Genomic DNA, 25,621 nt, shown 5'->3' on the forward strand with positions numbered 1-25,621 from the left:
GATACACATGTAGGATGAGATGAAACTGGCTGCGATCAGCCCATCAGGCCGGCAGTGGGCGGGACGACCTCGAAGCTCGCCATAAGGTTCGACAGATCATCTTCCAGCGCCTGTTCGGACAGCAATTCGCTCAACTGGCGACCGAATTCCTTGTAGGTACGTTCGACGACGCTCCGCAAATCGACGCCGTAACGTACCTCCAATTCGCCCAGGCTGACCTGGAGGTCTGGCGAAACCGCCGAAAATCCGTGAATGGCGCACACGCAGGCGGTCGTAGTTGTGACGTCGATATTCAGCGTCTCTTTGGCGAAGCTCTTTGCGACGAGCCTCTGACAACGCAGGTCTCGCTCGGTTTGGCGGGTCTTTCCAGCGTCGGTTTTGGCCATGCCGCGTTTTAACTCGAGGATATCGATGGCTTCCCGATCCTGATCCACAATGACAATGTCGGGGGTGACCTTGCGGCCTTTACCGTGCTCGTAATGCAGATCGGATTGCAGAATCGCCGCCTTACCCGCCGCACAGTTGACGAACTGGTCAACCTCGTCCGGAATGTAAATGGCTGGCGTGCGAAGGACGATCAGGTGCGGCGATGCCTTCAGGGCTTCGCTCACGGCCGTCTCCAAGAGCTGCCCGTCGCTACGCACCGCAGACATGATGACTCCGTATGGGCGCAGATATTTCGACGGTACGATGGGATCCGGGTGTACAGGCAGATGGCGGAGGCGCTTAATCGTCCGCGCCATGAGGTCGGTCACCGGTCTGGGTAGAGCTACAGGTGGTTGGAGGAAAAGCATGATCGAAGCCTCGACGTGTTAAAGACACGCCATAAATAAGGCGCGTCATTATCGATGTCAAGGCTTCGCTGTTGTGATTGTGCGAAATTTGGATATGGTGCGGCGTTCTAGAATTCGACGGGGAAAAGCAGATGGCGCGGCCGAACTGGGATGGCATTTCAGAGGCGAGCCAGCTGCTTAAAGAAGTCCTTTCAGAACAAGGGCTTAGCGAGGCTGTAGAAACGCGTGTGCGAAGGGCGCATGAGATACTGTCTCTGAAGGTCGATGGTGCTATGCCGAAGGAGGAGTTCCGTGAACTCCGTCGCCAGTTAGGGCGTACGCAGGAAGATCTGGCTTTAGATCTAGGCAAACGACTTCGACAAATTTCCCGGTATGAGAACGGCGAAGTGCCGATTCCCGCATCTATCGCAGAGAAGCTTCGGGAACTCTGCGATCGCATCAAGCAGGGATGATCGTTCCCTCCGACACATGAGCGGCTCGAGGTAGTGTGGGCGGTTCTGATGTAAAGCCCTCCAGGGTAACACCATATCGTTGCCAATGTGACGGCGGGTGCCCCCTGGGTATGCCGATCTGCGTCTCCGCAGATGGTTAACGTCTCAATGCATTAAGGGCCTTATGAGCAGATCCGGTCCCAGAGATGTTAGCCGTTTCACCGACCCCATGTGAAAATCTGTTCCGTCTTTGAAGGCCGTCATGGCATAGTAGCGCCGCTATCTGAAGGCCTGAGAACCTGACGATGGTGCGCAGCCTTGCGCGAACACGAGGTTATCCCGCTCTGTCGGGTGGCCCTTCGGCATACAAGACCCTTTCGGGAAAACCGTTGGGGCGCGTGTCCTCGTGCTCGCGTTCTCAGCCGCCCGGCGCCAGCCGGAGCGGGTTAGGTGCGCTTGTCACCACGAGGAGACGAGATGTCCACCGACACACCTTTAGCGCACCCAAGCGGCTGCCCGTGCTGCACCTGTTCATTCGATTCCGATGAGCCGCAGGCGGCCGGCCCCCCTCCGACCGTCCAGTATGCGTCCGGCCTCCACCGCGTCGCCGACCTCGACCTGAACGCACTCCTCGCGTATCGGAACGCGCAGACCTCGACGGGCGTCTTTTCCAACGGCACGGCGCGCTGGAACATTGACGCGGCTGTTGGCCAGCCAGGGGTGAACACCCTGGATCAGCTGAGAAATTCCGACGCCGGCCTCGGCACGCCGGTGACCCTCCAGTATCATTTTATGTCGGCCCTGCCGTCCTACTATAAGGAGGGCAGCTACTTTGGTCCGGCCTCAAGTTTCAGGCCGTTGAGCGAGGACGAGAGGAAGATCGTCGTCGAGGAACTGGCGAAGATCTCGGCGGTGACAGGCGTCACGTTCGTGGAATCGTCCAGCGGCGGCGGCAAAACACTGTCCTTCGCGGTCACCGAACTGACGGCCAGCGGCCTGGGCTACAATCCTGTGTTCCAGCCTAACTATGCCGGCGGAACCATTACCAGTGTCACCGCTATTGAGCAGGCGGGCGACGTCTATTTTCGCCGCCTGGGCTTGGACAACTACGCCAAGGATGGCCTGACGGCGGTTGAGCGGGCCGGGATCGGAACCCTGGTCAGGCACGAGATCGGCCATGCGCTTGGGTTGTCGCATCCGTTCGATGGCCCTGTGGTGCTGCCGGATTCTGCCCAAAACAAATTTTACACAATGATGGGCTATAGCGATGCGAATGACATTGTCTACGGTTCCAAGCAATCCGATTCCGGGCAGTATGTGAATCTGGTCGCTGAGTTTGACAGCCTCGGGATTTTGGACATCCTTGCCCTTCAAAAACTTTACGGAGCCAATCCCAACCACCATTCTGGGGCTGACAGATACACGTGGGACCAGACAATCGGCTTCAGAGAGGTCCTATTCGACGCCAGCGGAAACGATACGATCGACCTGTCCGCCTCGACGATGCGTTCTTTCATCGACCTGACCCCAAACAGCCTCTCTTCAATCAACGTCCGGGTGACGGTGGAGGAGACCAGGACAAACACTGAACCGTGGTTGTTTGCACCGGTCGGAACATACCGCGGAATGAACAACCTGGGCATCGTCGGCACCATCGAGAATGTCCGGGCCGGCAGCGGCAACGACCGGGTCAACGGCAATTCGGTGGCCAACGAGATTAGCGGCGGGGCCGGCAACGACAGCATCTGGGGCGGCGCCGGCGACGACCGGCTCTATCTGGGTACCGGCAACGACCGCGTGGTGGCCGGAAGCGGCAACGACTACGTCGACGGCGGCCGGGACATCGACGTGGCTGGACTGTTCGGTCCGCGCTCCAGCTACAGCATTGCCCGACAGGCGGACGGTAGCCTGAAGGTCGCTGGCCCCGAGGGCACCGACACCTACCTGGGCACGGAATTCCTGGCCTTCAACGACGGGGGCAAGGTCGGCCTGTGGATGAACGCCGACGTGAAGCTGGGCGGCGGGTTCGACGAAACCTTCTACCTCGCCAGGAACCCGGACGTGGCGGCCGCTGTCGCCCGCGGGGCGCTGGCCAGCGGCTTCGCCCACTATCTCCAGTGGGGGCAGGCCGAGGGCCGGGCCGCCGTCGACGCGCGCATCGACCCGCTCTACGACGAGCTGGGCTACCTAGCGAAGAACCCGGACGTGGCCGCCGCGGTCGAGGCCGGCGCCCTGCGCAGCGGCTGGGAGCACTATTCGGCCTACGGCAAGGCCGAGGGCCGCATCGCCACCCTGCTGTTCGACAAGGACTACTACCTGGCCAAGAACGCCGACGTGAAGGCCGCCGGCCTGGATGCCTGGACCCATTTCATGAACTATGGCTGGCGCGAGGGCCGCGACCCGTCCGCCTACCTGGACGTCAGCGCCTACATAGACGCCAATGCCGACCTGAAGGCCGCCGTTGTCAATCCCTTGGTCCACTACGCGATGTATGGACAGAACGAAGGCCGTTTGCTGGTTGCCACCAGCGACCTGGGCCTGGACTGGACCTACCTGGGCTGAGCCTCAGCCGCCCGAGAAAAATCCCTTCCAACTATCGCCAGCGCGGGTCCGATCCCGCCTACGCACTCCCTCATAGAAGGAGAATCTAAATGTCAAACCTAAGTAACATCAAGAGCACACTGGTGCTGCAGGCCGGCACTGACCCGGTTAAGGTCGAGGCCATGCGCGTGCAGATGATTGCCGGAGCAAATGCACACAAGATTATGGCTTGGTGGGTTGTGATCATCGGTGCCGTGCTGACGCTGACCTTGATCGGAGGTTTCGTGGGCATCCCAGCAATGATGATGGGCTTCTTCATGATGTACCGGACCAGGAAGCTGGTGCAGAACATTGATACTGCGTCACGGGAGTACCTGGCGTCTCTCCAGAGTGAGGGATGAGGGGTTTAAGTCTCGACTCTGGTGCCAGTTCTGACGATGCCAACCGCGCTGCCCACACCAGCGGCGGCGCGGCGGGCTTTGGGCCCATTGCTCGGCGTCAGCCTCCGGGGTCACCTGCCAACATCCATGCCGTTATCCCTGGCGATGCGCTGCATCGAATGTTCGAACAGCAGCCATCCGCCCACGATGCCGGCGATCCCCAACGGCAAGAGCACCGATCCCATCCAGAAGATCGATGCCAGCAGCGCAGCGACGCCGCTGATGAAGGCGGGGACGGACGCGATTGCCTGCGCACCGGCTGCGCGGGAGATGTGGGGCGGAAACTTCATCGAACCTCGATCGCAACGGGGCAGTGGTCGCTGACGCGCTTCTTATCGTCCCTGGACGTTTCGGAATAGACCAGAACCCCAAAGGAACCCTCCTTGGCGCGACGCACGACGGGGCCGCCAACGATGATCTGGTCGATGAATTCCGGGTACTCACCCGCCCAGCAGTGGTTGGCCTTCCCCGCTGTGGCCAGCTTCAGCGGCGACGGGCCGTTATCCAGCACCTTCCAGAGCGGGTCCTCGTCGCGCAGCCGCCGATTGAAGTCCCCGGCGACCAGCAATGATGTTCCCTCGGCTTGGCGCGCGTCGATCCATTTCGACAGGATGGGCATCTGCTCGGCAATGACCGGGCAGGCATCGTTCTGGCTTTTCGGAGAGAAGCATCCACTTTTCAGATGGACGGCCAATGCGCGCAGGTCTCCGCTGGGCAGGTGAAACACGACGTCGACGCCCTTGCGGAGGCTCCTCGGCTTGCCGTCCAGCAAGTCCAAAGCGGTCAGGTCCGGCATGCGCGTGAACTTGACCGATTTCCGGATGGCCCACCCCGCGCGCTGGAAATCCGTTTCGTCACCCAGGATGACCGTGTATTCGTTCGGATCGAAGACCTTGGCCGCGTAGCCCCGCATAACCAACATCGTGAACAGCAGACCAAATTCAGGGCTGTCCATGTTCCTAGGTTCCATCCATATGCGGGGTGTGTGAACTGCTTGGAGAGGGGAACATGGATACCGATGCGTTGGCGGGCGCCATCAATGAGGCAATGAGACGGTACGCCATTATAGTGGGGCGATTTTGCATGCTCCAAGAAAAATGGAAACACAAAGAAAATCTCACTAAAAGGACGATTGCCCAATATAAATCGATAATAAATAATGTTGTTCCAAAAATTATGAATCTAGATGACTTTCGTCCGTCGGAGTATTATGGATCATCTGTGGATGATGTATTGTCAAAGATGATGAACGAGGATGCCAAATCCAATGGAAGCCTGCGGTCTATTCGTTCGGCTATCCTGCGAATTGTTTTACAATTATTTTGGGGAATTGCAAATGATTTGCGCGGTCGTCAATTTTCAATTGAAAGTAGACAGGATGTCGAAAATTTCTCCACTATTCTTGATAAATTAGATAGGCTCCTCAAATGGTTTGAGGCCTTGCTTGTGGTAAAATTTACCATAAATAAAAGTAATTCTAATATAAGTCCACGCCAATTGTTGAGTGCTAGTGAAAGAGATAGGATATACCAGTATCTTTTTAATGGTAACGGAAGATATTGGGCTGCTGCTTCCATTCTGTTTCTCACCGGATGCTCTCCGGATGACGTTCGGCGCGGTGTTTGTGTTGAATATTCGACAGGCGCAATCAAATTTCTCTTCGACTATTCGAAGAAGGGTAAAGAATTAGCACGAGACATTAGCATTGCTGTGGAGGATCCCTTCTATGGTCTTGCCGTGAAACTGAAAGATGATCATTCGCGAATTGACCTCGGTGGAGTAGAGTTGTGGCGTACATCAGAACTCGCCCGCGCAGTTAGTAATATTGGCACGGATATTGGATTAAAGAAGGCAATATGTCCTACATCATTTCGACATTCTTTCGCATGTGATCTTGCGCGCATTGGATTTTCTCGAAATATTATTGCTCACGCGCTCGGTTATAAGAGCGGAGCCGCTCGAATTCTTTTTGTTCGCCCGAAGATGGGGTTGAAAGGAAGGAAGGTAAAGGTTGGTTGGTCGGAGCCGGGAGGGACCTTAGTTGTTCATTCTACGCCCGATTCCAAGTCGGATGGGTCTCAGCATTGACCATCAAATACATAAAACGCTGACGTGGACCTGCCTAAAGCGGCTTACGTGTATGATATTACTAAGAATTCTACGGGCCTCTTGTGGTGAGGCCGTTCTGCCGAGAACGCCTGATGGCTAGGGTCCAGACTCAATCAGGTCCAGTAGGCCACGATGGTTGCAATTGCGAGGGTGGATAAGAAGTTTCTGGCGAGCTTGTCGTATCGGGTGGCGACGCGTCGGAAGTCCTTGAGGCGGCAGAAGACCGCCTCCACCATCCAGCGGAACTTGTACCGGAGCTTGTCGAAGCGAATGGGCTTCTTGCGTGACTTTCTGCCAGGAATGACCGGCTTTGCGCCCTTCTCCTTGATTTTGGCCCGCAATTTATCACTGTCATATCCCTTGTCGGCCAGGACATAGCGGCAATCATCAACCTCAGCCAGCAGGGTCTCGGCCATGGTGATGTCGGAAACGTTGCCCGCCGTTACATGCAAAGCCACCGGGCGGCCGAGCGTATCCGTCAGGGCGTGGACTTTTGTGGTCTGACCGCCTCTGGAAATGCCAATGGCTTGCGCCTTGGCCCCCCTTTTCCGCCGTGGGCACAGCGATGTGCCTTCACGTAGCTGCCATCCATGGCCACGCTGGTCGTGATCCATTGCCCGGCGGCCAGCGCCTGCAATATCCGGTGCCAGTGTTTGCGCCCAGACCAGCGGTTGAACCGATTGTACACCGTGGTCGGTGGGCCATACTCCGGCGGACAGTCCTTCCAGCGGCAGCCGCTCTTGAGTACATGAATAATCCCGCTGATGACCCGGCGGTCATCAACACGCGGCGCACCAACGGTATGGCGGGGGAGGTGTGGCTCAATCGCTGCCCACGCTTCATCCGAAAGCCAGAAAATCTCCCGCATTCAATCCTCCAACGCGTTAATCACGCCTTGGAATCACATTCAAACAGCAATTTCAATACACTGTTGCGGTTCTGACCTTAGGTGCCGGCATCGGGAACATTGTGCTGTCATCTGTTCGAAATTATTAAAATTTTCGTAAAAATCTATACATGATTGTATCGACCATAAAACGATAAATATCATTTTATATCAGTACATAAACACGTTTTAAGGTGTGTGGGTGATCGGCTCCCTGGCTGTACATAAAACACACGAGTTGGATGGATAAAGTCCTTCGGTGGCGAACAAGCGGCTGGATCCACCGGCTGCTTATGCGATATCTGTGTTATCGTATAATATTTTGATATTTCAATTGTTTGCGCCGTTTTAATGCTGATTCACTTATTGTCTGCTTTATCGAAATATATATAAATATTTCAATGAGATGGAGCATTTTATGGATGGTAAGTCGTCGTCTAATTTTTTAATTCTACATAAAACGCCATTATTCGAAGATAATACAGCCCAGTTTTTGATGTTAAAACACGTTTGGAAAGCTGATGTAACGGAGGGGAAAGATTATCCAGGTGGCGGAAAACTCCAGGTCTTCATGATTTCTGAAACGGACCGCTCGGGGAAGCTCTCCGCGACGAGCCGATTGAACATGGCCAGCGCCGTTGCGCGCTGTGCCAAGTCGATCTGCCCGGTTCGGAGTTTGATGGACAGGGCTGAGGACATCTCGGTGACGGTCCAGTCGCTGATGACGAGCAGCGCCGGGTCCTGGTCTGCCAGCCACCCCTGGATGCGGGGCGTCATGGCTTCGTTTGAAAGGGCCGCGACGATCAGCGAGGTGTCGAGGTAGAGCATGAGTAGCGGTCGCCGTCCCGCATCGACCGGACCAGGTCGCCGGCGTCCTGTGCCTGCGGGGGCATGGTCGCCGTCAGGGAACGCAGCATGCCGGCGTCTACCGGCTTGCGCGGCTTGGCCGCGGCCGTCAGATGCGCGACCGGCTTGCCGCGCCGGGTGATGTCGATGGAGGCCCCCGCGTCGACGCGGTCCACGAGTTTGTTCAGGTGGGCCTTCGCATCCGCGAGGTTGACCGTGTCCATTCCATGCTCCTGACCATATAGATGGTCATATAGCGCAGAGGAGGATGGAATTCCGGCAGCACGGGTCTGCTGCTGGCATATGGAGGCGCCCTCCATGTGCTGGCGCTTACGCGCCCTGAGAACCAAAGGTGGTGGCGAGGGAAATCGGGCGGCCCTCGGCACCGTGGTGGTGGTGCTACGCGGACCTGCCCGAGCCTACGAACGGCTAAACCCCTCCGCGCTTCGCCTGGTCTTCCCCCTTCACTGGAACAGCGCTGGCCGGATCAACTCCGCTCGGTGTCGACGGCGACCCCGCGCGCGAAATCCTTGTAGGTGTGCAGTGGACGGCCCAGCAGTCTGGTCAGGCGTTCGACGTCACCGGTCTCGGGGATCATGCCGTCGCTGACATAGCGTTCGGCCATCAGGCGCATCTCATAGGCCATCCACCGGGGCATGAACCCTGTCAGGTTCTGTTCGAACCCGCTTGGGTCATCGCCGCCATAGACGACCGGGCGGCCCACGGCGTCCGACCAGATCTCGGCCAGGTCCGCGCCGGTCAGGGTGTCGGGGCCAACCAAGTTGATGGTCTCGTTGGGCAGTTTGCCAGGGGACTGCGCGCGGCGGACCAGTTTGATCGCGGCGACCTCGGCGATGTCGCGGATGTCGACCATGGCCACGCCCTTGCTGCCGATCGGCATCGGATAGACACCATGGTTCAGGATGACGTCCTTGACCATCAGGTCGTTGTCGATGAAGTAGGCCGGGCGCAAGACCGTGGCGCTGAAGCCCATCTGCTCGATCATTCGCTCAGCACCGGACTTCACCGCGAAATGCGGCACATTCACGAAGCGGTCGGCATGGATCACCGAAAGGTAGACGACCCGGTCGACGCCGCATTCACGGGCGATGTTCAGGGCGACCAGCGCCTGGGTGAACTCGTCGCCCGCCACCGCGTTGAGGAGGAACAGCGTGTTGACGCCCTTGAAGGCGGCGCGCAGCGCGTCGACGTCCAGCATGTCGCCCTTGGCAATTTCCACGCCGGCCGGAAAGTCGGCCTTGGCGGGATCTCGGACCAGGACGCGCACGTCGGCGCCGCGATTCAGGAGTTGCTGGACGACATGGCGGCCGACACGGCCGGTGGCGCCGGTAACGAGGATGGTCATGTGAGTATCTCCGGGTTGGGTGATTGGATGAATGGAGAAATGACCGATCCACACGAAGGCTAATAGCCGCTATATCTGAACAGATCGTCTCATTGGTGGAACAGATGGACCTGCTTGCGCTTGCCGACTTCAACCTCGTCGCCCGGCATGGCGGCTTCGGCCGCGCCGCCCGTGCGGCGGGCCGCCCCAAGGCCACGCTGTCGCGCCGGGTCGCCGATTTGGAAGCCGACCTGGGCCTACGCCTGTTCGAGCGTGGCGGGCGCACGCTGAAGCTGACGGAGGAGGGCCGGGCATTGTTCGAGCGGACGGGCATCCTGCTCACCGAACTCGATGAGGCGGCGGCGGCGATCGCGTCTGGCGGCGAGGTACCGCGCGGGCGTCTGCGGGTCAGCGCGCCGCTGCTGTTCTCCCAGACCGTAATGGGCAGGCTGGCGGCCGGCTTCGCGTGCAAGTTCCCCGAGGTCCGGTTGGAGGTGACGACGGACGACCGGCAAGTCGACCTAGTGGAGGAGGGCTATGATCTGGCGATCCGGGTGAATCCGGATCCGGACGAGACCCTGGTCGGCAAGGTCTTCCTCCGTGATCGCCTAGTTGTCGTGGCCAACCCCGGCTTGGCGTTGCCGCAGGACGGATCCACCGTTCGGGCCGTCGTGCGCGGCGCTGGTGATGGAGCGGGGACATGGGAGGTCATGACCGCGGAGGGAGTGTCCAGGCTCCCGGTTGACCCTGTGATGAGACTGTCGTCGCTGGTCATGGTCCGCGATGCGGTGCGGGCAGGCATCGGGGCTGCGCGCCTGCCCGTTTCGCTGGTGACCAGGGACTTGGATGCAGGCCGCCTGGTGCATTGGGGTGACGTTGCCGGGCCGGAGATCGAGCTGTGGGCTCTCTATCCATCCCGACGGCTGCTCAGCGCCCGTGTCTCGGCCTTCCTTGATCACCTGAAGGCGGCGTTCCCGAATGGCACGCCGGGTGAGTTGGCGATCTACATTGACTGAGGGACCGGCTTCCCCGACACAGTCACCTATTGCTTGGCTATGAACAAGCCGGTGACATTGATGGCGATCCGGTCTTGAACGCGATCTCCCGGAAATGGTGCCCCGGGGTTAGGCCAGTGTGCTGTCAAGATGTTGGTGGTATTAAATTTTTTAACCCGTCATCGGCAATTGTCCCGCGGTACATTGTGCTGATCTATTGTAATGAAAGACGATGTGGCCATCGTAGAAATTGTGGTGACTTTAGGTGGAGATAAATGAGTATAATGAGCAATGAAACTATCGAATAAGAGAATATTTCATTATATGATATTTATCTGCGATTTCTATTATCTGGCGCAACTCAATGATTTTAACCTTATTGAGATCAGCTTGTTCTTTAGCTTTTTTATTGAAGTTGGAATTTGTCACCGCCAACCTTGTGAATTTGATATCTGGGTGCCGCTTTTCATAGGCTGCGGTGCCGCCAACGACCTCCTTGATGGCATCCCAGCCCAAGGCCGCGCCGGTTGATGTCGTTTTGCATTGGACCAGATGACCGATATCCCCCTTGATGGCGACAATATCCACCCCACCATCCCCTGATTTCGGCGTGGAGTAAACCGAGTAACCCTGGCACTTCCAGATTTCAAGGCAGAGCCGTTCGAACAGGGCAGGTCCGATGGACCGCAGGAACATGCTGTCAATCGGACCATCTTGCACCAATCCGGTCCCGTCTGGGCCCATCAGGGTGGAGAACTCGGCAAAGGAGATATCTTCGTATCCATTCAAGATATCGTCGGCCAACTGCCGCTTAGCGTCCAGCAGATTGGCCAGCTTTGCCTCAAAAGTCACGAAGTCGGGGGACGTGATGGTAGGGTATTTGACATGGACTTCCCGTTCCTGGCCAATGCGATAGGCGCGGTCGGTCGCCTGATCCTCCTTCGCGGGGTTCCAGGGGCGCGTGAAATGGATGACGTGATTGGCCGCCTGAATATTGACACCAAATCCGATGGCCGTGGTGGACAGGATAATCACGTTGAAACCTGGACGGGCCTGGAAAGCATCAATCAGCCGCTGCCGTGACAGACTATCGCCCACGGTCTGCGCCTTGTTGTCACCATTGATCACCTGCACCGGCAAGCCGAATTGCCGGGACAGGGTTCGTTGCAGCAGGCGTTGAATGTCGCGGAATTCGGTGAAGACAATGGCCTTCTCGCCCTTGGCATGAACGTGTTCCAGATAGCGGTGCAACCAATCCAGCTTTGGTGAGTCTACCCGCTCGGGTCCAAGAGCCTGTCCCCCTGCGTCGGTGAATTTGGTGTGGTGTGGATGGGCGCAGATCATCCTGATGTTATGCAGCAGCGTCAGGATCAGGTTGCCGACATTCCCGCCCTTTCCGGCCTCCTGCGCGGCGCGTCCGCTGGCCAAGCTGTTCACTGCTTCGCTGTAAAGGTGCCGCTGCCGGGGCGATATGGAGAGTTCGCAGGTTTCCTGGTGCTTGCGGGGTAACTGGGCGACATCGGCCTTGGTCCGCCGCAATATCTGCGGTGTGACCAGGGCGCGCAACGCCTCCACCCTGGTGCGCTGTTCATCCGTTTTCGCCTCAATCGGCCGCACATAGGTGCTGGCGAACGCATTCAGCGGGGGCAGCAGTCCCGGTTGAATGAAGTCGAACAGACACCAGAGGTCGGTCAGCGAATTTTCAACCGGCGTGCCGGTACAGGCGATCCGGAAGCGGACATTCTGTTTCTTGGCGGCCCGTGTGACCAGGGCGTTGGGCGTCTTGATCTTCTGTGCCTCGTCACAGACCATGATGCCCCAGCGTTCGCGGGCCAGGGACAATTCCTGGTCGCGCAGGGTTTCATAGGTGGTCAGCACGATCTGAGCCGCACCCCGCCACCCGTCGCCCAACAGCTTTCCAACACCGGCGGCCCGATACTCCTCTGTCAAAGCACTGGCCGGGAGCCGCACCCTGTCCAGATCCTTGCCATAGAGGGTCAGCGTCCGTGCCGCGCCCGCCGTGAAGAATTTGCGGATTTCGTTCTGCCAATTCTCCAGAAGGCTGACAGGGGCTACAACCAATACCGGTGCCGCGTCCGGGTCACTTTCAAGATACCAATGGATGAAGGTCAGCAATTGCAGCGTTTTTCCCAGGCCCATATCGTCGGCGAACACGCATCCGCGGGCATGGGCCGGGTGACGCCACAGGTTCTGCAACCAGGCCACTCCGCTGATCTGATGCGGCAACAGGCGCACATGCGGGGCCAGTGTCTTGGGCAAGGACGGGGCAGTCCCTTCATCAAAGGCCAGAAGTTCTCCGCGCTTCTCTGCGTAATCGTCCCGCTCAATATTCTCGGCAATGGTCAGTTGGATCGGCGGCCCGGGTTCCTGCCCGATCTCTCCCGTCGCCGGTCCATGGTCAAAGGCGGCCATCTCCTCTGCCATGCCACTGCCGGGACTCTCAGGGGGCAGGGGAGCTTGTGACGGCGTCAGCAACGGCTGATAGGCCTGGAGGATGCCCAATGCCTCTGGCACGGATACCGGTCCCGGCCAGCCCTCCATTTGGATCATGCTCTGCCCGCTGGCTTGCGCGTCCTGCACTCTGCGGGACATTTCGTCCAGCTGTGCGGTCTCCATCGTGAAATGCACCGGCGCGTCGGCACCGGGCGGGTGGCAGGCGATCACCGGTTGGATGCTGTCCGGCAACCAGCCCTCTCCCTTCTCCGTTTTCTGGATATAGGGGGAATAGACGGGGCGATAGATGTCAAAGCCGGTGATGCGCGCCGAATAGCGAGAAAGATCCATGATCTCCGCCAGGCTGGGCACCGGCTGGAGGGATGACCAGCGGTCAGCGATCAGGGCGGACAGCGTTGCCAGTTGCTGACCGACATCGCCGCGGAGGTCAAGTTCCTGATCTTGGAAGCTCAGGCAGGGATCGCCCTGGCTATAGGCCTGTGCCAGCCGATTGGCAAAGCGCGCGACGTCCGGCTTGCCGGTCAGCACAAGGGATGGGACCGATGGGGCCGCTTCATCATCGGGCGAAATCTTGATGTCGACCTGCGTTACCCGGCCCTCCTTATCGCGATGCGGGTGAATGCTGAAGCTGTTGAAATGGATACCCGCCGCGCGGCGTAGTTCCTCAAACCGGGCGGGCGGGACGACCTTTCCCATGGCCGGGCCCAGAACGGCATAGGGGTTGCGCAGAAAAGTCTTGGCCCTGCGGCCCGCGACTCGCCGGCCCGGCATGTCGCGAATTTCGCGCAGCACCTGCTTTACGGGTTCGTCCGGAATGATGCGCATGACCGTACCGTCATCCAGAACCAGGTCATACTGGTCCTGAACCTGGCTGTACTTATCGAAGATATCCAGCCAGGGGGACAGCGGGATATCGGGTGCGCCGGGGCGCAATTCCACAACGGGCGTACCTTCTACCGACACCAGATTCATATTTAGGTCCAGCTTATCCAGGCTGATGACCACTGAGCGGCGCAGGAAATCATCCATCTTGGCCCCGGCCTTTACGGCCAGGGCGCGCAGATGGGCCCAGGCCTGGCGGTTGGCGCGTGCTGACCTGTCCTGTCGCCGGGCAAACTGCCTGACCTCCTCGGCCAGCATCCAAGCGGATGGGGGCAAAAGCCGGTCGCCATCGGCCTGCCGCATGATGCCACCGACGCGGGTCATCCCGGTCATCACCCGTGCCTGCTGATCGAGCCAGCAGAGATGAATGGCGAAGCTGGCATCGGTGAAGCTGCCCGTTGCGTCCAAGCTGGCGGTATAGGGGCAGGCGGGTGGCAGACGGAGAAGGCCGATACTGTCCCTGTGTTCTTCCTGCTCACATAATATGTAGAGCTGATCCCAGGGCAGGATGAACGCCTCATCCAGGTCTGGCCCCCAGCCTTCCTGGTGCAGTTGCGCTAGATAGCAGGCAAGTTCCCAATCGTCGAACGGGGCGGGATTGGCCAGCCAGTCAATAGCGTCCTGACCCGAGAGGGCACCGGTGGGGCGGAAACATAGCCCGGCCTCTTCAAATGTCCGGATCAGGGAGGCGGTGGGTGCTTGGGTGGGACGCCGCCCACGCCAGCGGTCAAACAGGGTCATTTCAGCCACCATCCATTACCGGGCGAAAACTTGAAGCCTCGGGCGGCAAGGTCTTTGCCAAAGGCATCGGACTGTTCCTTGTGCCGGACCCAAAGCGCACCCTTCTTATCCCGGTGATCATTCAGCCCGACTGATCGCCGCCGACATTCAGCTCGCAGCCACGCCAGATCCAGCGGCGGCTTGGTTGGTATAGGCGTAGGTGCTGATGGCGGCGGTGGCGGGGTCGGCGGTAAGGGTGCGCGCGTTAGGCTCGGCATGGGCCGCTGCTGGCTGTCAGCATGGATCCTCAACTTGGTGGAAAGGATACGGGAGTATTTGTCCTCCCAAATGCCGAGATGCGGCTCCCGGAATACCGCAACAGCCGGTTCTGACAACAGGTCGCGTGCAATCGCGTCACTGTTTAGTTGGAATGGAAGACTGATTTGCGAATACCCATAGGCCGCATTGCCGGTATGGCTGAATTCCACCATCAGAAAGTCACCAATCTTCATGATGATGGCGTTCAGATTGCCAGAGCCCCCATCCAGGCGACAGACACGGTCTCGGCCCTTCTTTCTCAATTCGCGCAGGTCGGGATCATTGGAATGCCATGCCTGTGATCCCAGGGCGATGCGCACATAATCCATTTGCCGGTGATAGCGCAGCCAGAACTGAAACCGCCGCGTATCGACGGTCTTGTCAGCCTGCAAAATCTCAAAAAAGGTTTGAAGGTCCTCAAAGGCTAGCCAGACCTGCACCATCTTTTTCACATCGGGCGACACCTGCGCCCATTTCGCCTGGGCGAAGATGTTGGGGCTACCCCAATGCGCCACTGCCAACGCGCACAGACCGTCATGCCGGCTATCTGCCGCCGCCGCGTGATAGCGTGGCAGCAGCAGTTTCAGACCGTCATTGACCAGCAACGGATAATCCTTCAGCGCTGTGAGGACGGTTGACAGTTTGGCGTGGAAATCGCCATCCGCCATGGCGCAGGCTGCGCGGACCTGCGCCAGGACCGTTTCCCGCCAGAACCAGCTTTGCGGCGGAATGCCGAGATCGTCCCGCAGCCGCTCAAGATCGGACCGGTCCCCGGACAGCAATGCCGCCGCATAACCCGCACAGGGATTGTCTGACAGTACCGCCGTATGATCCAGGATCGTCGCCAGCCAGATCGGCATGGCCTTCATCCGCTGTTGAAGCACCGGCAGGCTGCGGGCCAGCACACCGCGCAGGGCCAGCCAGTTCTCCCGCCCGGCACCATCAACGGTGGCTGGGTCCGCCGTGAAATAGCCTTGCAACAGTCCGCGCCAGGCGCTCGCCGTCATGCTGCCGCCCGCCAACGCTCGCTCTACCTCGGTCAGAAGGGCCTTGCATTGCGGTCGCGTCAGCAGCGCCCCTGTCGGTAAAGGTTCCGTTAGCCCCCAGCATAGATGCCGCAGCGTGCCCGCAACCGTCCCGTGGTTCAGAAAGGCTGTCAGGGCATGCTGTACCTTGTTCGCCCTGGCCTGCTGCTGCTGATCCGACGCTTGTCCGCGCAGCAGCCGTTCAGCAACAGCGGCCATCAGGTCTGGTCGGCCCAGGCGGGACGGATTTTGCTGCAATCGGGCCAGTGAATGTTCCAGGTGGCGCTTCAATGCGGTGATGGTCATGGCATCAAATCCGGCATTGTCCCAGGGGAACATCCAGCAGTGCCGGTGCCTCCGGCTTTTCCCGCACCGTTCGGAAATCCAGCCGCAACTCGACCCGGCGGCTTTCCTCGTCCGTGGTGCGGGTGGAGTTGGAGGAAAAGCCGCCCACCAGAAACAGCCGCCGCACCGCCTGTTTCTGTGCATCCGTCAGTTCGGCCCCGCCGGGGGCCAGCAGATTGCACACAACGCTTTCCGCCCGCATCAGGCTGAGATGCAGGTTATGCAGATAGGTGCCGCGCGGATCGGTAAAACCCTCCACCACAACCCGCTTGAACCAGCGTCGGCCATCCTCGCTCTCCGCCATGTTCAGGATTTCCGGCGCGAACCGCCGCAGCCGTTCCGCGCCCGGCGTGCCGATCCGGTGGTCGTTGCTGGCAAACCGTGCTGCCTCGCCAAACTCAATCACCACGCGGTCACGGCTGCCGGTGACCGACACATCGCCATGTTTGGCCGCCGCTTCCTGCAGGGAGCTGACGATCCGGTCGATGGCGTCTGCCCGTTCGGCCTCCTCCATCTGCACATCGCGCAGTTTCTGCGTCACCGAAAGAAGCGAGATGGCCATCACCACCAGGAACAGCACCATCAAGGCCGTCATCAGGTCTGAAAAGCTGATCCAGAACGGCTTTTCGGCTTCATCCTTGGACCCTTTGGAAAGAACGATCCGACCCAGCATCACCGTCCCTCCCTATTCAGTTGGACACCCGGACCCGGAAATTTTCCAGCACTTCCGTCAGTTCCTGAATCTCGCTGTCCAGCATCCCGACGGCCTTGGACAAAGACACATCGAAGTCACTGCAACTCTTATCCAGGCTCGTGGTCGTGGATTTGCTGAAATCATCGAAGGCTCTGCCCAGGACGCTGGTGATCTCGTCCAGATACTCACGGGCCTGGGTCTGGCTTTCGCTGAATCTGGCCACCAGCCGTTCCATATCGGTGACCAGGGTCCCGCTCAACCCGGCCCGCTGATCGGCTTCCTGCACCGTGGTGCGCAGGGTTTCGGCCATGGCCTCCAGGCTGCCACGCGTCTGGGCATAGGCGGCGACGGTGTCGCGCATGGTACCAGCGGTTGCCTCAAGCCCCTTGGCCACTGTCGATACCCGCTCGAACAGCTCACCGCCCTTGGCAACAGCACCGGTGACGGTGTCGCCGGCGGTCGCAAAGCCCTCCGCCGCCTTGCGCATGGTTTCGGCGCCCCGGTTCATGCCGTTGATGGCTTCCATGGAGGTCTGGTTCAGCCGGCCGATATTCTCGCGCAGGCTGTCGGCGGCCCCCTTGCTGCTGTCGATCAGAACCGTCAGCCGTGCGTCTAATGTCTCCAGAAGCTGTTGGCTGCGTTCATCATTGGCACGCTGGCTGTCGGTCAGGCTGCCCAGCGTCGTATCCAAGGCACTCTGGACCTTGGCCAGGGTCGCGGACAGCTCATCGCCATAGCGGTTGGCGGTCTGCTGGCTGGCGCTTCGCACTTCGTCCAGAAGGGACGTCATCGCTTCGCGTAGGCGCTGGGCCTCTTCGTCGCCGCTGGCGGCAAGATGGCGGCGCTGTTCGGCCATATCGGCCATCATCTGGCCTACGGTATCTTTGATCCCGGCGATGGCGTCGCCCAGGCGCTGCTGCATTTCCTCCTGGCCGCCGCTGATCTGGCCCTGCATAGAGGCGACGGCGCGGTCAAGGGCTTCGGCCATGCGGGCTTGTCGGGCCTCTGCCTCGGCCATCATGTTGGCTAACTGGTCGGACATGCTGCGGCTGGCATTGTCTCCGGCCTGCGACAACTCGCTGACCAGGCGGCCAAAGCCGGCCTGCATCTCCCGCATCGACCCGGCGCTTTCCGTCAGCATCGCGGCCAGCCCCTTCATCTGGTCGCCCATCGTGTCTTCCAGCTTTGCCATGAAAGCTGTCATCAGGTTCTCAAGCATGCCATGGACGGCGTCGCCCTGCTTGCCGCTGGCTACCTCTACGACATTGGCGATCTTGTCCAGCGGGGCCTGAAGGCTGCCGGCGATACTGTCGCCAATCTGGTTGGCCATGGCCGCGCTGGCCTGATGCGTGGCCTGTACTTGCCGTTCGGTCAACTCGGTTAGCAGATGCTTCAGGTCTTCGACAAGGCTGTCTTTCAACTGCCGTGAATGGGTGGCCCCTTCCTCCGACGACCGCACCAGTTGCGCCAGATACTCCTCACCGGCACCCGCTTCATGCAGCCCGTCAATGGTCTGGACCAGCTTGTCCAGACGGTTATGGTTCCAGTTGACGAGGGCCTTTTCGATGAAGGTCACCAGCATCGCCGCGATGATGGCAACCGCCGACGCGATGAAGGCTTCCTTGACGCTGTAGATCAGCTTGTCCAGCGCCGCCGTTAGCATCGCCGGGTCGTCCAGCTTCAGGTTGAACTCTTGCAAGCCGGAGATCAGTCCGATGAACGTGCCAATGATCCCGATGCCTGTGAGGATGCCGGGTAGATGGCGGAAGAATTCCGCATGGGTACGCCCGTCAATAACCGCAACGGCGTTGAAATAGACCTCTGCAGGGACCGTCGCCCGGATACGGAGCAGCCGCTTTTCACCATCGACATTGGTGAATTGTTCATGCAGCGTTTCGGCATATTCATTCCAGCGATGGTTGAAATGGCCGAATGGCTGGAAGATATCGGACATCGCGCCCTTAGTCAGCGGGGTCGACGTCGCCTTGGCGGCATTGATTCGCGAAGACAATCTATACAGGTCAACTAGCGACCAAACTGCTGGGATTGCATAGAAGAGAAAGAAAATGAACAACAAAAGCAGAACGGCGATCCATACAAAGCCGAATTGATGGCCTCCAACCGTCACATGGAATGACGCTAACCACGAAAACACGCCGGCCTCCGATCCGATTCTAACCAGATAAAGCTAATCGTGGCATCTTACCCGTTGGTGGTTGAAGTTGGGCAGGGGAAACGTGCAGCATCTGCAATTTTTCAGTGCTGGCTTTGCCTCCTTGCACGTCTGCTGGCAATTGCTGCATCATCCTTATCCAACCAACAGCGTTCGGTTCCTGCTGCCTTGACTGATCCCAGGTCCCCCAATTTCGCCTTTCTAGCTGCGCATTCCGCGCAGCTGGTGCGGTTGGGTGCAGTGGCGGAGCGGAATTTCGTGGAGGATCCTTCCACCACGCTGGTCAAGTTACGACAGTTCGGGGAATTGCTGGCCCAGATACTGGCGGCTCGCGCCCGTATCCTGGGCGCACCCGAAGAACCCCAGGTGGAGCGGCTGCGGCGCTTGGCTGACCGGGGCGTGCTGCCGCGGCAGGTTGCAGACCTGTTTCATCAGTTGCGTCGGGCCGGCAATGCCGCCGTTCACGCCCTGGATGGCGACCATCAGCAGGCGCTGGCCCACCTGAAGATCGCGCATCAACTAGCGGTTTGGTTTCATCGCTCTATCGGCGACCGCGCGTTCCAGCCCGGTCCCTTTGTCCCACCACCCGACCCGCGCGCCGAAACCGCCGCCTTGCAACGGGAACTGGAGCGGCTGCGGGCGGAAGTGGCTGCCAGCCGTAGTACTGCTGAGAAGGCGCAGGCCGAAGCAGACGCCGCCGCACAAGCCCGCTTGAGTGCCGAAGAACGCGCCCAGGCGGCAGAGACTGCGCGTGCGCAACTGGCCGCCCTGGCCGCAGAGGCGGAGGCTGGGCGGCAGGCAGCGTTGGAACAGGCGCAGGCCCTGCAGGCAGCAAGCCCCATCGCCGACACCCCGGCCCTGGCCGAGGCAGCAGAGGCGGCGGCCCGCGAACTGTCCCTGGATGAGTTTGAAACCCGCAAACTGATCGACGCGCAACTGGCCGAGGCGGGGTGGGAGGTGGATACAGCCAGCCTGACCCATGCCGCCGGTGCCCGGCCTGTACGTGGGGCCAACCGCGCCATTGCCGAATGGCCCACGGCGGACGGCCCCGCCGACTATGTGCTGTTCGCGGGCCTGACACCGCTGGCCGTGGTGGAGGCCAAGCGCCGGGCGTCCGATGTGCCCGGTGCCATGTTTCAGGCCGCGCGCTACAGCCTCCATTATCGGGTGCAGGCAGACGAGGTGCCGGTCCCCGGCTGCCCTTGGGACGGGCATCAGATCCCATTCCTGTTCGCCACCAATGGCCGGGCCTTTCTGCCGCAACTGCGCACGGCCAGCGGCATCTGGTTCCGTGACGCACGACGGGCGGACAATGCGGCCCGCCCGTTGGAAGGCTGGTACAGCCCGCAGGGCCTGCTGGACCTGGCGTCCATGGACGTGGCGGCGGCACAGGCGGATCTGGCGCGCCAGAGTTTCACCTATAATTTCGGCCTGCGGGATTATCAGGTGCGGGCCATTCAGGCGGTGGAACGTAACCTAGCGGCGGGGCGGCGCAGCCTGCTGGTCGCCATGGCCACCGGCACGGGCAAGACCAAGACCTGTATTGCCATGCTTTACCGGCTGTTGGCGGCGAACCGCTTCCGCCGCATCCTGTTCCTGGTGGACCGCACGGCCCTGGGCGAACAGGCCGAAGGTGCCTTCCGCGACACCCGCATCGTGCAGATGCAGCCCTTCGCCGATATTTTTGAGGTGAAGGCCATCGGCGACACCGTCCCCGACGCCAGCACCAAGGTGCATATCGCCACAGTGCAGGCCATGGTGAAGCGGATCATGTTCACCCCCGAGGGCAGCAGCCCGCCGCCCGTGGACCAATATGACTGCATCATCGTGGATGAATGCCATCGCGGCTACCTGCTGGACCGGGAGGCGACGGATGAGGAACTTTCGTTCCGTAACGAGAATGATTACCGGTCCAAATACAAGGCGGTGCTGGATCGTTTCGATGCCGTTCGCATCGGCCTGACCGCCACGCCCGCCCTGCACACCACAGAAATCTTTGGTCCCCCTGTCTTCCGCTATGGCCTGCAGGAGGCGGTGATCGACGGTTGGCTGGTGGACCATGCGCCGCCGCAGCAGGTGCTGACCGAGCTGCGCCACAGCGGCATTCAGTGGCAGGCGGGCGAAACGGTCCCGATGTTCGACCGGGTGGCGGGAACCCTGACCGACCATGAACTGCCCGACGATCTGGGTTTTGAGGTGGAGCAGTTCAACCGTCAGGTCATCACCCGCGCCTATAACGCCGCCGTCGCGGAAGGCTTGGCCGAACAGATTGACCCGGCCCTGCCCGGCAAGACCCTGGTCTTTGCCGCCACCGACCAACATGCCGACATCCTGGTCGATGAAATCCGCACTGCCATGCGCGCCCGCTATGGCGTGTTGGAAGAAGCGGCGGTGGAGAAGATCACAGGGTCGGTGGATCGGCCCAGCCAGCGCATCCGGGCCTTCAAGAATGAACGGATGCCCAGCATCGTGGTGACGGTGGACCTGCTGACCACGGGCATCGACGTGCCGGAGATTGTGAACCTTGTCTTCGTGCGCAAGGTATCCAGCCGAATCCTCTATGAACAGATGGTGGGTCGCGCCACGCGCCTGTGTCCGGAGATTGGCAAGACCGCGTTCCGCATCTTTGATGCCGTCGGCATCTATGCCCAGATGCAGGCGGTCAGCGCGGTCAAGCCCGTGGTGGCCAACCCGACCATCCGGTTTGGACAATTGCTGGAGGAATTGACCGAAGCCGTGGGTCTGCCCCCGCCCGCACCGCATGAGACCGGCGGCATGGCGGAAGAGGGGGATGGCTATGATAGCGGCCCCGCCCCCGGTAGCAGTGACGACCCCGACGCCACCCACCGCGCCGAAAAGGCCCGCTATCTGCTGGATCAGATCGTCGCCAAGATGCAGCGCCACCGCCACCGTTATCAGCGCGAGGATGCGCGCGCCGAACGGTTCAGCCATCTGGCCGGCGGCCTGTCGCCCACTGACCTGCTGGACCGTCTGCGCCACGCCACCCCGGTGGAGGCGGCGGGGATGCTGACCAACCTGACCCCGCTGATCGACTGGCTGGACCGGGCGGGGGAGATGGGGCCGGTACGCCTGCCCGTGTCGGACCACGCCGACACCTATCTGGGTATGGCCCAGGGCTATGGCCCCGGCTTCACAAGGCCGGAGGATTACCTGTCGGCGTTTGAGAATTTCCTGAAAACCCAGATCAACGCCATCCCGGCCCTGACCATCATTGCCCAACGCCCGCGCGACCTGACCCGCGCGCAGTTGCGAGAGATACGCTTGCTGCTGGAGGAAAAGGGCTTCAAGGAAGCCGACCTGCGCGCCGCCTTCCGCGACGCCCGCCATGTCGATGTCGCCGCCGGCATCATCGGCTATATCCGTCAGGCCGCCTTGGGCGACCCGCTGATCCCCTATGACACGCGGGTGGACCGGGCGCTGGCGGCGATCCTGGCGGAACGGGCGTGGACACCCGTGCAGCGGCAATGGCTGGAGCGGATTGGCCTTCAAATGAAGCGGGAGATAGTGGTAGATCGGGAGAGCCTGGACACCGGGCAGTTCAGGGCCGCAGGCGGTGGCTTTGAGCGGCTGGATCGGGTGTTTGAGGGGGAGTTGGAGCGCACGATGCAATCAATCACGGACCGTATCTGGACGCAGGCTTCATGACGGTCTTGTCGAACGGCTCTTATCGCACCCTTTTCCTCGTTAAAGGCCTATGGGCCTGGATTACCAAATGAACACGAACGACATCGTCTCCAAACTCTGGAACCTCTGTAATGTCCTGCGCGACGACGGCATCACGTACCACCAGTATGTGACGGAGCTGACCTACCTGCTGTTCCTGAAAATGGCGGAGGAGACGGGGGCGGAGGAAGGCAAACATGCGCCCAACATTCCGCCCGGCCTGCGCTGGGCGGACCTGAAGCGGCAGACGGGGACGGAGCAGCTTAATTTCTACCGGCAGATGCTGATCCGGCTGGGGTCGGAGGGCAGTGAGCGGGTGCAGGAGATTTATGCCAATGCGCAGACCTTCCTGAAACGCCCGACCAACCTGAAAACCCTGGTCGACAGTCTGGATGGACTGGACTGGTATTCCGCCCGCACAGAGGGGCTGGGCGATCTGTACGAAGGGTTGTTGCAGAAGAACGCGGAGGAGAAGAAGTCCGGGGCCGGGCAATATTTCACCCCGCGTTGCCTGATTGACAGCATGGTGGCCCTGATGCGCCCCCAGGCGGGGGAGGTGGTGCAGGACCCCGCCGCCGGCACCGGCGGCTTCCTGATTGCCGCCGACCGGTACATCAAGGGCCAGACGGATGATCTGTTCACCCTGCCCGAATCCATGCAGTATTTTCAGCGGGTGCGCGCCTTTCAGGGGCTGGAACTGGTGCAGGATGCCCAGCGTCTGGGCCTGATGAACCTGATCCTGCATGGGATTGAGGGACCGGTGCATGTGGGCGATGCCCTGTCGCCCGATGGATCGGCGCTGGAACGGGCCGACCTGATCCTGACCAACCCGCCCTTTGGCACCAAGAAGGGCGGGGGCCTGCCCACACGCGACGACCTGACCTTTCCCACCAGCAATAAACAGCTTTGTTTCGTGCAGCATATCTATCGCGGGCTGAAACCCGGCGGGCGCGCCGCCGTGGTGCTGCCCGATAATGTGTTGTTTGAGGATGGGGTGGGCCGCGATGTGCGCCGCGACCTGATGGAAAAATGCGACCTGCATACGATCCTGCGCCTGCCCACCGGCATTTTCTATGCCCAGGGGGTGAAGACCAACGTGCTGTTCTTCACCCGTGGCCGCAGCGACCGGGGCAATACAAAGACCACCTGGATTTATGATATGCGCACGGGTCAGCCGCCCTTTGGCAAGACCCGCCCCCTGACGCGGGAGCATTTCGCCGCATTCGAGGCCGCCTATGGCCCAGATCCGCAGGGCCAGTCGCCGCGCGTGGACCAAGGGGAGGGCGGTCGCTTCCGCCCCTTCACCCGCGACCAGATCGCGGCGCGCGGCGACAATCTGGACATCACCTGGCTGCGCGAGGAAGGCAGCGGCAGCGAAGACCTGCCCCCACCCGAAACCCTGGCCGCCGAGATCATCGACCAGTTGCGCACCGCGCTGGAGGAAATGGAAGAACTGGCCGCCCTGCTGGAACCGGAGAGCGCGGGGGCGGGGGTATGACATCACCAATTCATTGGGCGGTTCAACGCTTAGAAGCGGTCTGTGAATTAATTACTGATGGCACACATCACTCACCACCCAACGGCCCAGATGGTCACTTTAAGTACGTTACTGCCAAAAATATTCGACCATGGGGATTGGATTTAGAAAATATCACATATGTCGATTCGGATATACATGCCGAAATTTATGCACGTTGTCCGGTGAAAATCAATGATGTGCTATATATTAAAGACGGAGTGACCACTGGCCTTGCGGTGATCAATACGGAGGCAGAGCCATTTTCCATGCTTTCTAGTGTGGCGTGTATTCGCCCATCTGTTGGATTGTTAGATTCAAAATTCTTGGTGCATTGGTTGAATAGTCCTTCGACCAAGCAGGCGATGACCGGCAGGATGTCTGGTTCGGCCATTCGGCGTCTTGTGCTGCGTCAGATCAGAGATTCGGAAGTCCCCCTCCCACCGCTGCCCGAACAACATCGGATCGTGGAGCGGATAGAGGCGTTGTTGGCCAAGGGGGCGCGGGCCAAGGCGGCGTTGGACGCCCTGCCCCCCCTGCTCGACCGCTACCGCCAATCCCTCCTCGCCGCCGCCTTCCAGCAGGCGCACGAGGATTGGCCGGAAGTTGTTGTGGCCGATGTCGCGGAGGCCGTTTTTGATGGGCCGTTTGGTTCGAACCTGAAGTCTGCGGATTATTCTGAATCTGGGGTCCGGGTTGTTCGCCTTGAAAATATCGGCCACCTGGAATTCTTTTCAGATAAACGAACCTATATCCCAGAGGAAAAGTACCAAACGCTTGTCCGGCATACGTTGAAACCCCGAGATGTGTTGTTCTCATCCTTTGTTGATGAACAGGTCCGGGTCTGTCTTTTCCCTGACGATGCCTCACCCGCGATCAACAAAGCTGACTGCTTTGTTGTCAGGTGCAATACAGCGAAGTGCCTGCCTGAGTTTTTGGCATACCGTCTTGCGTGTCGGTCCGTGTTTAAGCGTCTGGAAGAAGGCATTCACGGTGCTACGCGCCCCAGAATCAATCTGGGACAATTGAAAGCCATTTCTTTCCAACTGCCCTCGATTTCGCAGCAAGTGAAAATCGTCAGGCAGTTAGATGTCGCCCTGAGCAAAGTTAAATCCCTCAATGAACAAATTGAGGCATTCAAGGTACAACTCGGAACGTTGAATGCCTCCATCCTCGCCAAAGCCTTCCGGGGCGAACTGGTCCCCCAGGACCCTGCGGATGAACCGGCCTCCGTGTTGCTGGACCGTATTCGGGCGGAGCGGGTGCAGAAGCCGAAGCAGGGGCGTATCCGAAGAGGAGGGGTATTATGACAATGTGCCCAGCTTGCGGCTTGGGCTGCGGTAGAATTGAGCGGTCACCGGGCGTTGGGGTCGTTTATCACTGCCAACGCTGCGGCCCATAT

19 protein-coding genes are annotated in these 25,621 nt (G+C 60.0%); 8 read left to right on the forward strand and 11 right to left on the reverse strand.

Features of this window, described 5'->3' with window-relative positions:
- Window positions 1-35 precede the first annotated feature (35 nt).
- On the reverse strand, window positions 36-653 hold the full coding sequence (locus ABC729_RS17320) for a hypothetical protein (RefSeq protein ID WP_495608856.1): 618 nt from the start codon (window positions 651-653) through the stop codon (window positions 36-38).
- A 272-nt stretch (window positions 654-925) separates the two neighbouring features.
- Between ABC729_RS17320 and ABC729_RS17325 the strand changes: the two genes are divergently transcribed.
- The 3 genes from ABC729_RS17325 to ABC729_RS17335 all read left to right on the forward strand — a co-directional run bounded on the left by ABC729_RS17325 (window position 926) and on the right by ABC729_RS17335 (window position 4,167).
- The gene (locus ABC729_RS17325; RefSeq protein ID WP_495608857.1) at window positions 926-1,246 is read left to right on the forward strand and encodes a helix-turn-helix domain-containing protein; all 321 of its coding nucleotides are present in this window, start codon (window positions 926-928) and stop codon (window positions 1,244-1,246) included.
- A gap of 456 nt (window positions 1,247-1,702) precedes the next feature.
- Window positions 1,703-3,787 (forward strand): hypothetical protein, encoded by a 2,085-nt coding sequence (locus ABC729_RS17330; protein ID WP_495608858.1) that lies wholly within the window; start codon window positions 1,703-1,705, stop codon window positions 3,785-3,787.
- A gap of 89 nt (window positions 3,788-3,876) precedes the next feature.
- Window positions 3,877-4,167 carry a hypothetical protein gene (locus tag ABC729_RS17335; protein ID WP_495608859.1) on the forward strand — a complete coding sequence of 97 codons (291 nt, stop codon included), beginning with the start codon at window positions 3,877-3,879 and terminating at the stop codon, window positions 4,165-4,167.
- Window positions 4,168-4,277: 110 nt separating this feature from the next.
- On the opposite strand, the gene ABC729_RS17340 is transcribed toward ABC729_RS17335, so the two are convergent.
- Together ABC729_RS17340 and ABC729_RS17345 are read right to left on the reverse strand one after the other, a co-directional pair.
- Window positions 4,278-4,496, reverse strand: coding sequence for a hypothetical protein (locus ABC729_RS17340; RefSeq protein ID WP_495608860.1), 219 nt, complete (start codon window positions 4,494-4,496; stop codon window positions 4,278-4,280).
- A complete protein-coding gene (locus ABC729_RS17345; protein WP_495608861.1) occupies window positions 4,493-5,161 on the reverse strand; it encodes an exonuclease/endonuclease/phosphatase family protein in 669 nt (222 codons plus the stop codon). The genes ABC729_RS17340 and ABC729_RS17345 overlap by 4 nt, the downstream gene beginning before the upstream one ends.
- A 53-nt stretch (window positions 5,162-5,214) precedes the next feature.
- On the opposite strand from ABC729_RS17345, the gene ABC729_RS17350 reads away from it, so the two are divergent.
- A complete protein-coding gene (locus ABC729_RS17350; RefSeq protein WP_495608862.1) occupies window positions 5,215-6,294 on the forward strand; it encodes a site-specific integrase in 1,080 nt (359 codons plus the stop codon).
- A 134-nt stretch (window positions 6,295-6,428) separates the two neighbouring features.
- On the opposite strand, the gene ABC729_RS17355 is transcribed toward ABC729_RS17350, so the two are convergent.
- From ABC729_RS17355 to ABC729_RS17370, 4 genes are all read right to left on the reverse strand, one after another.
- A protein-coding gene (locus ABC729_RS17355; RefSeq protein WP_495608863.1) for an IS5 family transposase occupies window positions 6,429-7,183 on the reverse strand; the annotation gives its coding sequence in 2 pieces (ribosomal slippage) (window positions 6,429-6,853 and window positions 6,853-7,183; 756 coding nt in all).
- Between the two features lie 558 nt (window positions 7,184-7,741).
- Window positions 7,742-8,029 (reverse strand): type II toxin-antitoxin system VapC family toxin, encoded by a 288-nt coding sequence (locus tag ABC729_RS17360; protein ID WP_495608864.1) that lies wholly within the window; start codon window positions 8,027-8,029, stop codon window positions 7,742-7,744.
- Complete coding sequence (locus ABC729_RS17365) at window positions 8,005-8,271, reverse strand: type II toxin-antitoxin system Phd/YefM family antitoxin (RefSeq protein ID WP_495608865.1); 267 nt, start codon at window positions 8,269-8,271, stop codon at window positions 8,005-8,007. Before ABC729_RS17365 ends, ABC729_RS17360 begins: the two co-directional genes overlap by 25 nt.
- 263 nt (window positions 8,272-8,534) lie before the next feature.
- On the reverse strand, window positions 8,535-9,413 hold the full coding sequence (locus ABC729_RS17370) for an SDR family oxidoreductase (protein WP_495608866.1): 879 nt from the start codon (window positions 9,411-9,413) through the stop codon (window positions 8,535-8,537).
- 104 nt (window positions 9,414-9,517) lie between these two features.
- Between ABC729_RS17370 and ABC729_RS17375 the strand changes: the two genes are divergently transcribed.
- Window positions 9,518-10,408, forward strand: coding sequence for a LysR family transcriptional regulator (locus ABC729_RS17375; RefSeq protein WP_495608867.1), 891 nt, complete (start codon window positions 9,518-9,520; stop codon window positions 10,406-10,408).
- A 276-nt stretch (window positions 10,409-10,684) separates the two neighbouring features.
- Here the strand turns inward: ABC729_RS17375 and ABC729_RS17380 are convergent, their stop codons facing one another.
- From ABC729_RS17380 to zorA, 4 genes are read right to left on the reverse strand one after another with little or no spacing between them, the layout of a single operon-like run.
- Window positions 10,685-14,485: an SNF2-related protein gene (locus ABC729_RS17380; RefSeq protein WP_495608868.1), complete on the reverse strand. Its 3,801-nt coding sequence runs from the start codon at window positions 14,483-14,485 to the stop codon at window positions 10,685-10,687.
- A complete protein-coding gene (locus tag ABC729_RS17385; RefSeq protein ID WP_495608869.1) occupies window positions 14,482-16,113 on the reverse strand; it encodes an EH signature domain-containing protein in 1,632 nt (543 codons plus the stop codon). The genes ABC729_RS17380 and ABC729_RS17385 overlap by 4 nt, the downstream gene beginning before the upstream one ends.
- A 4-nt stretch (window positions 16,114-16,117) precedes the next feature.
- Window positions 16,118-16,825 carry an OmpA/MotB family protein gene (locus tag ABC729_RS17390; protein WP_495608870.1) on the reverse strand — a complete coding sequence of 236 codons (708 nt, stop codon included), beginning with the start codon at window positions 16,823-16,825 and terminating at the stop codon, window positions 16,118-16,120.
- Window positions 16,826-16,841: 16 nt separating this feature from the next.
- Window positions 16,842-19,001, reverse strand: a complete 2,160-nt coding sequence (gene zorA / locus ABC729_RS17395) for an anti-phage ZorAB system protein ZorA (protein ID WP_495608871.1) — start codon at window positions 18,999-19,001, stop codon at window positions 16,842-16,844.
- A 186-nt stretch (window positions 19,002-19,187) separates the two neighbouring features.
- On the opposite strand from zorA, the gene hsdR reads away from it, so the two are divergent.
- The 3 genes from hsdR (at window position 19,188) to ABC729_RS17410 (ending at window position 25,529) form a co-directional block, all read left to right on the forward strand.
- Window positions 19,188-22,685 (forward strand): type I restriction-modification system endonuclease, encoded by a 3,498-nt coding sequence (gene hsdR, locus ABC729_RS17400; RefSeq protein WP_495608872.1) that lies wholly within the window; start codon window positions 19,188-19,190, stop codon window positions 22,683-22,685.
- Between the two features lie 67 nt (window positions 22,686-22,752).
- Window positions 22,753-24,201: a class I SAM-dependent DNA methyltransferase gene (locus ABC729_RS17405; RefSeq protein ID WP_495608873.1), complete on the forward strand. Its 1,449-nt coding sequence runs from the start codon at window positions 22,753-22,755 to the stop codon at window positions 24,199-24,201.
- Window positions 24,198-25,529 carry a restriction endonuclease subunit S gene (locus ABC729_RS17410; protein ID WP_495608874.1) on the forward strand — a complete coding sequence of 444 codons (1,332 nt, stop codon included), beginning with the start codon at window positions 24,198-24,200 and terminating at the stop codon, window positions 25,527-25,529. Before ABC729_RS17405 ends, ABC729_RS17410 begins: the two co-directional genes overlap by 4 nt.
- Window positions 25,530-25,621 lie beyond the last annotated feature (92 nt).

Source organism: Niveispirillum sp. CC-CTL257, assembly GCF_059489915.1.

Bases quoted from the DNA above. Each gene is read 5' to 3' on its own strand.
- ABC729_RS17325 (WP_495608857.1), top strand. From the start codon at position 926: ATGGCGCGGCCGAACTGGGATGGCATTTCAGAGGCGAGCCAGCTGCTT.
- ABC729_RS17350 (WP_495608862.1), top strand. From the start codon at position 5,215: ATGGATACCGATGCGTTGGCGGGCGCCATCAATGAGGCAATGAGACGG.
- ABC729_RS17340 (WP_495608860.1), bottom strand. From the start codon at position 4,496: ATGAAGTTTCCGCCCCACATCTCCCGCGCAGCCGGTGCGCAGGCAATC.
- ABC729_RS17360 (WP_495608864.1), bottom strand. From the start codon at position 8,029: ATGCTCTACCTCGACACCTCGCTGATCGTCGCGGCCCTTTCAAACGAA.
- ABC729_RS17380 (WP_495608868.1), bottom strand. From the start codon at position 14,485: ATGACCCTGTTTGACCGCTGGCGTGGGCGGCGTCCCACCCAAGCACCC.
- ABC729_RS17390 (WP_495608870.1), bottom strand. From the start codon at position 16,825: ATGCTGGGTCGGATCGTTCTTTCCAAAGGGTCCAAGGATGAAGCCGAA.
- ABC729_RS17365 (WP_495608865.1), bottom strand. From the start codon at position 8,271: ATGGACACGGTCAACCTCGCGGATGCGAAGGCCCACCTGAACAAACTC.
- ABC729_RS17335 (WP_495608859.1), top strand. From the start codon at position 3,877: ATGTCAAACCTAAGTAACATCAAGAGCACACTGGTGCTGCAGGCCGGC.
- ABC729_RS17375 (WP_495608867.1), top strand. From the start codon at position 9,518: ATGGACCTGCTTGCGCTTGCCGACTTCAACCTCGTCGCCCGGCATGGC.
- ABC729_RS17385 (WP_495608869.1), bottom strand. From the start codon at position 16,113: ATGACCATCACCGCATTGAAGCGCCACCTGGAACATTCACTGGCCCGA.
- ABC729_RS17405 (WP_495608873.1), top strand. From the start codon at position 22,753: ATGAACACGAACGACATCGTCTCCAAACTCTGGAACCTCTGTAATGTC.
- ABC729_RS17370 (WP_495608866.1), bottom strand. From the start codon at position 9,413: ATGACCATCCTCGTTACCGGCGCCACCGGCCGTGTCGGCCGCCATGTC.
- ABC729_RS17330 (WP_495608858.1), top strand. From the start codon at position 1,703: ATGTCCACCGACACACCTTTAGCGCACCCAAGCGGCTGCCCGTGCTGC.
- ABC729_RS17410 (WP_495608874.1), top strand. From the start codon at position 24,198: ATGACATCACCAATTCATTGGGCGGTTCAACGCTTAGAAGCGGTCTGT.
- ABC729_RS17320 (WP_495608856.1), bottom strand. From the start codon at position 653: ATGTCTGCGGTGCGTAGCGACGGGCAGCTCTTGGAGACGGCCGTGAGC.
- ABC729_RS17345 (WP_495608861.1), bottom strand. From the start codon at position 5,161: ATGGACAGCCCTGAATTTGGTCTGCTGTTCACGATGTTGGTTATGCGG.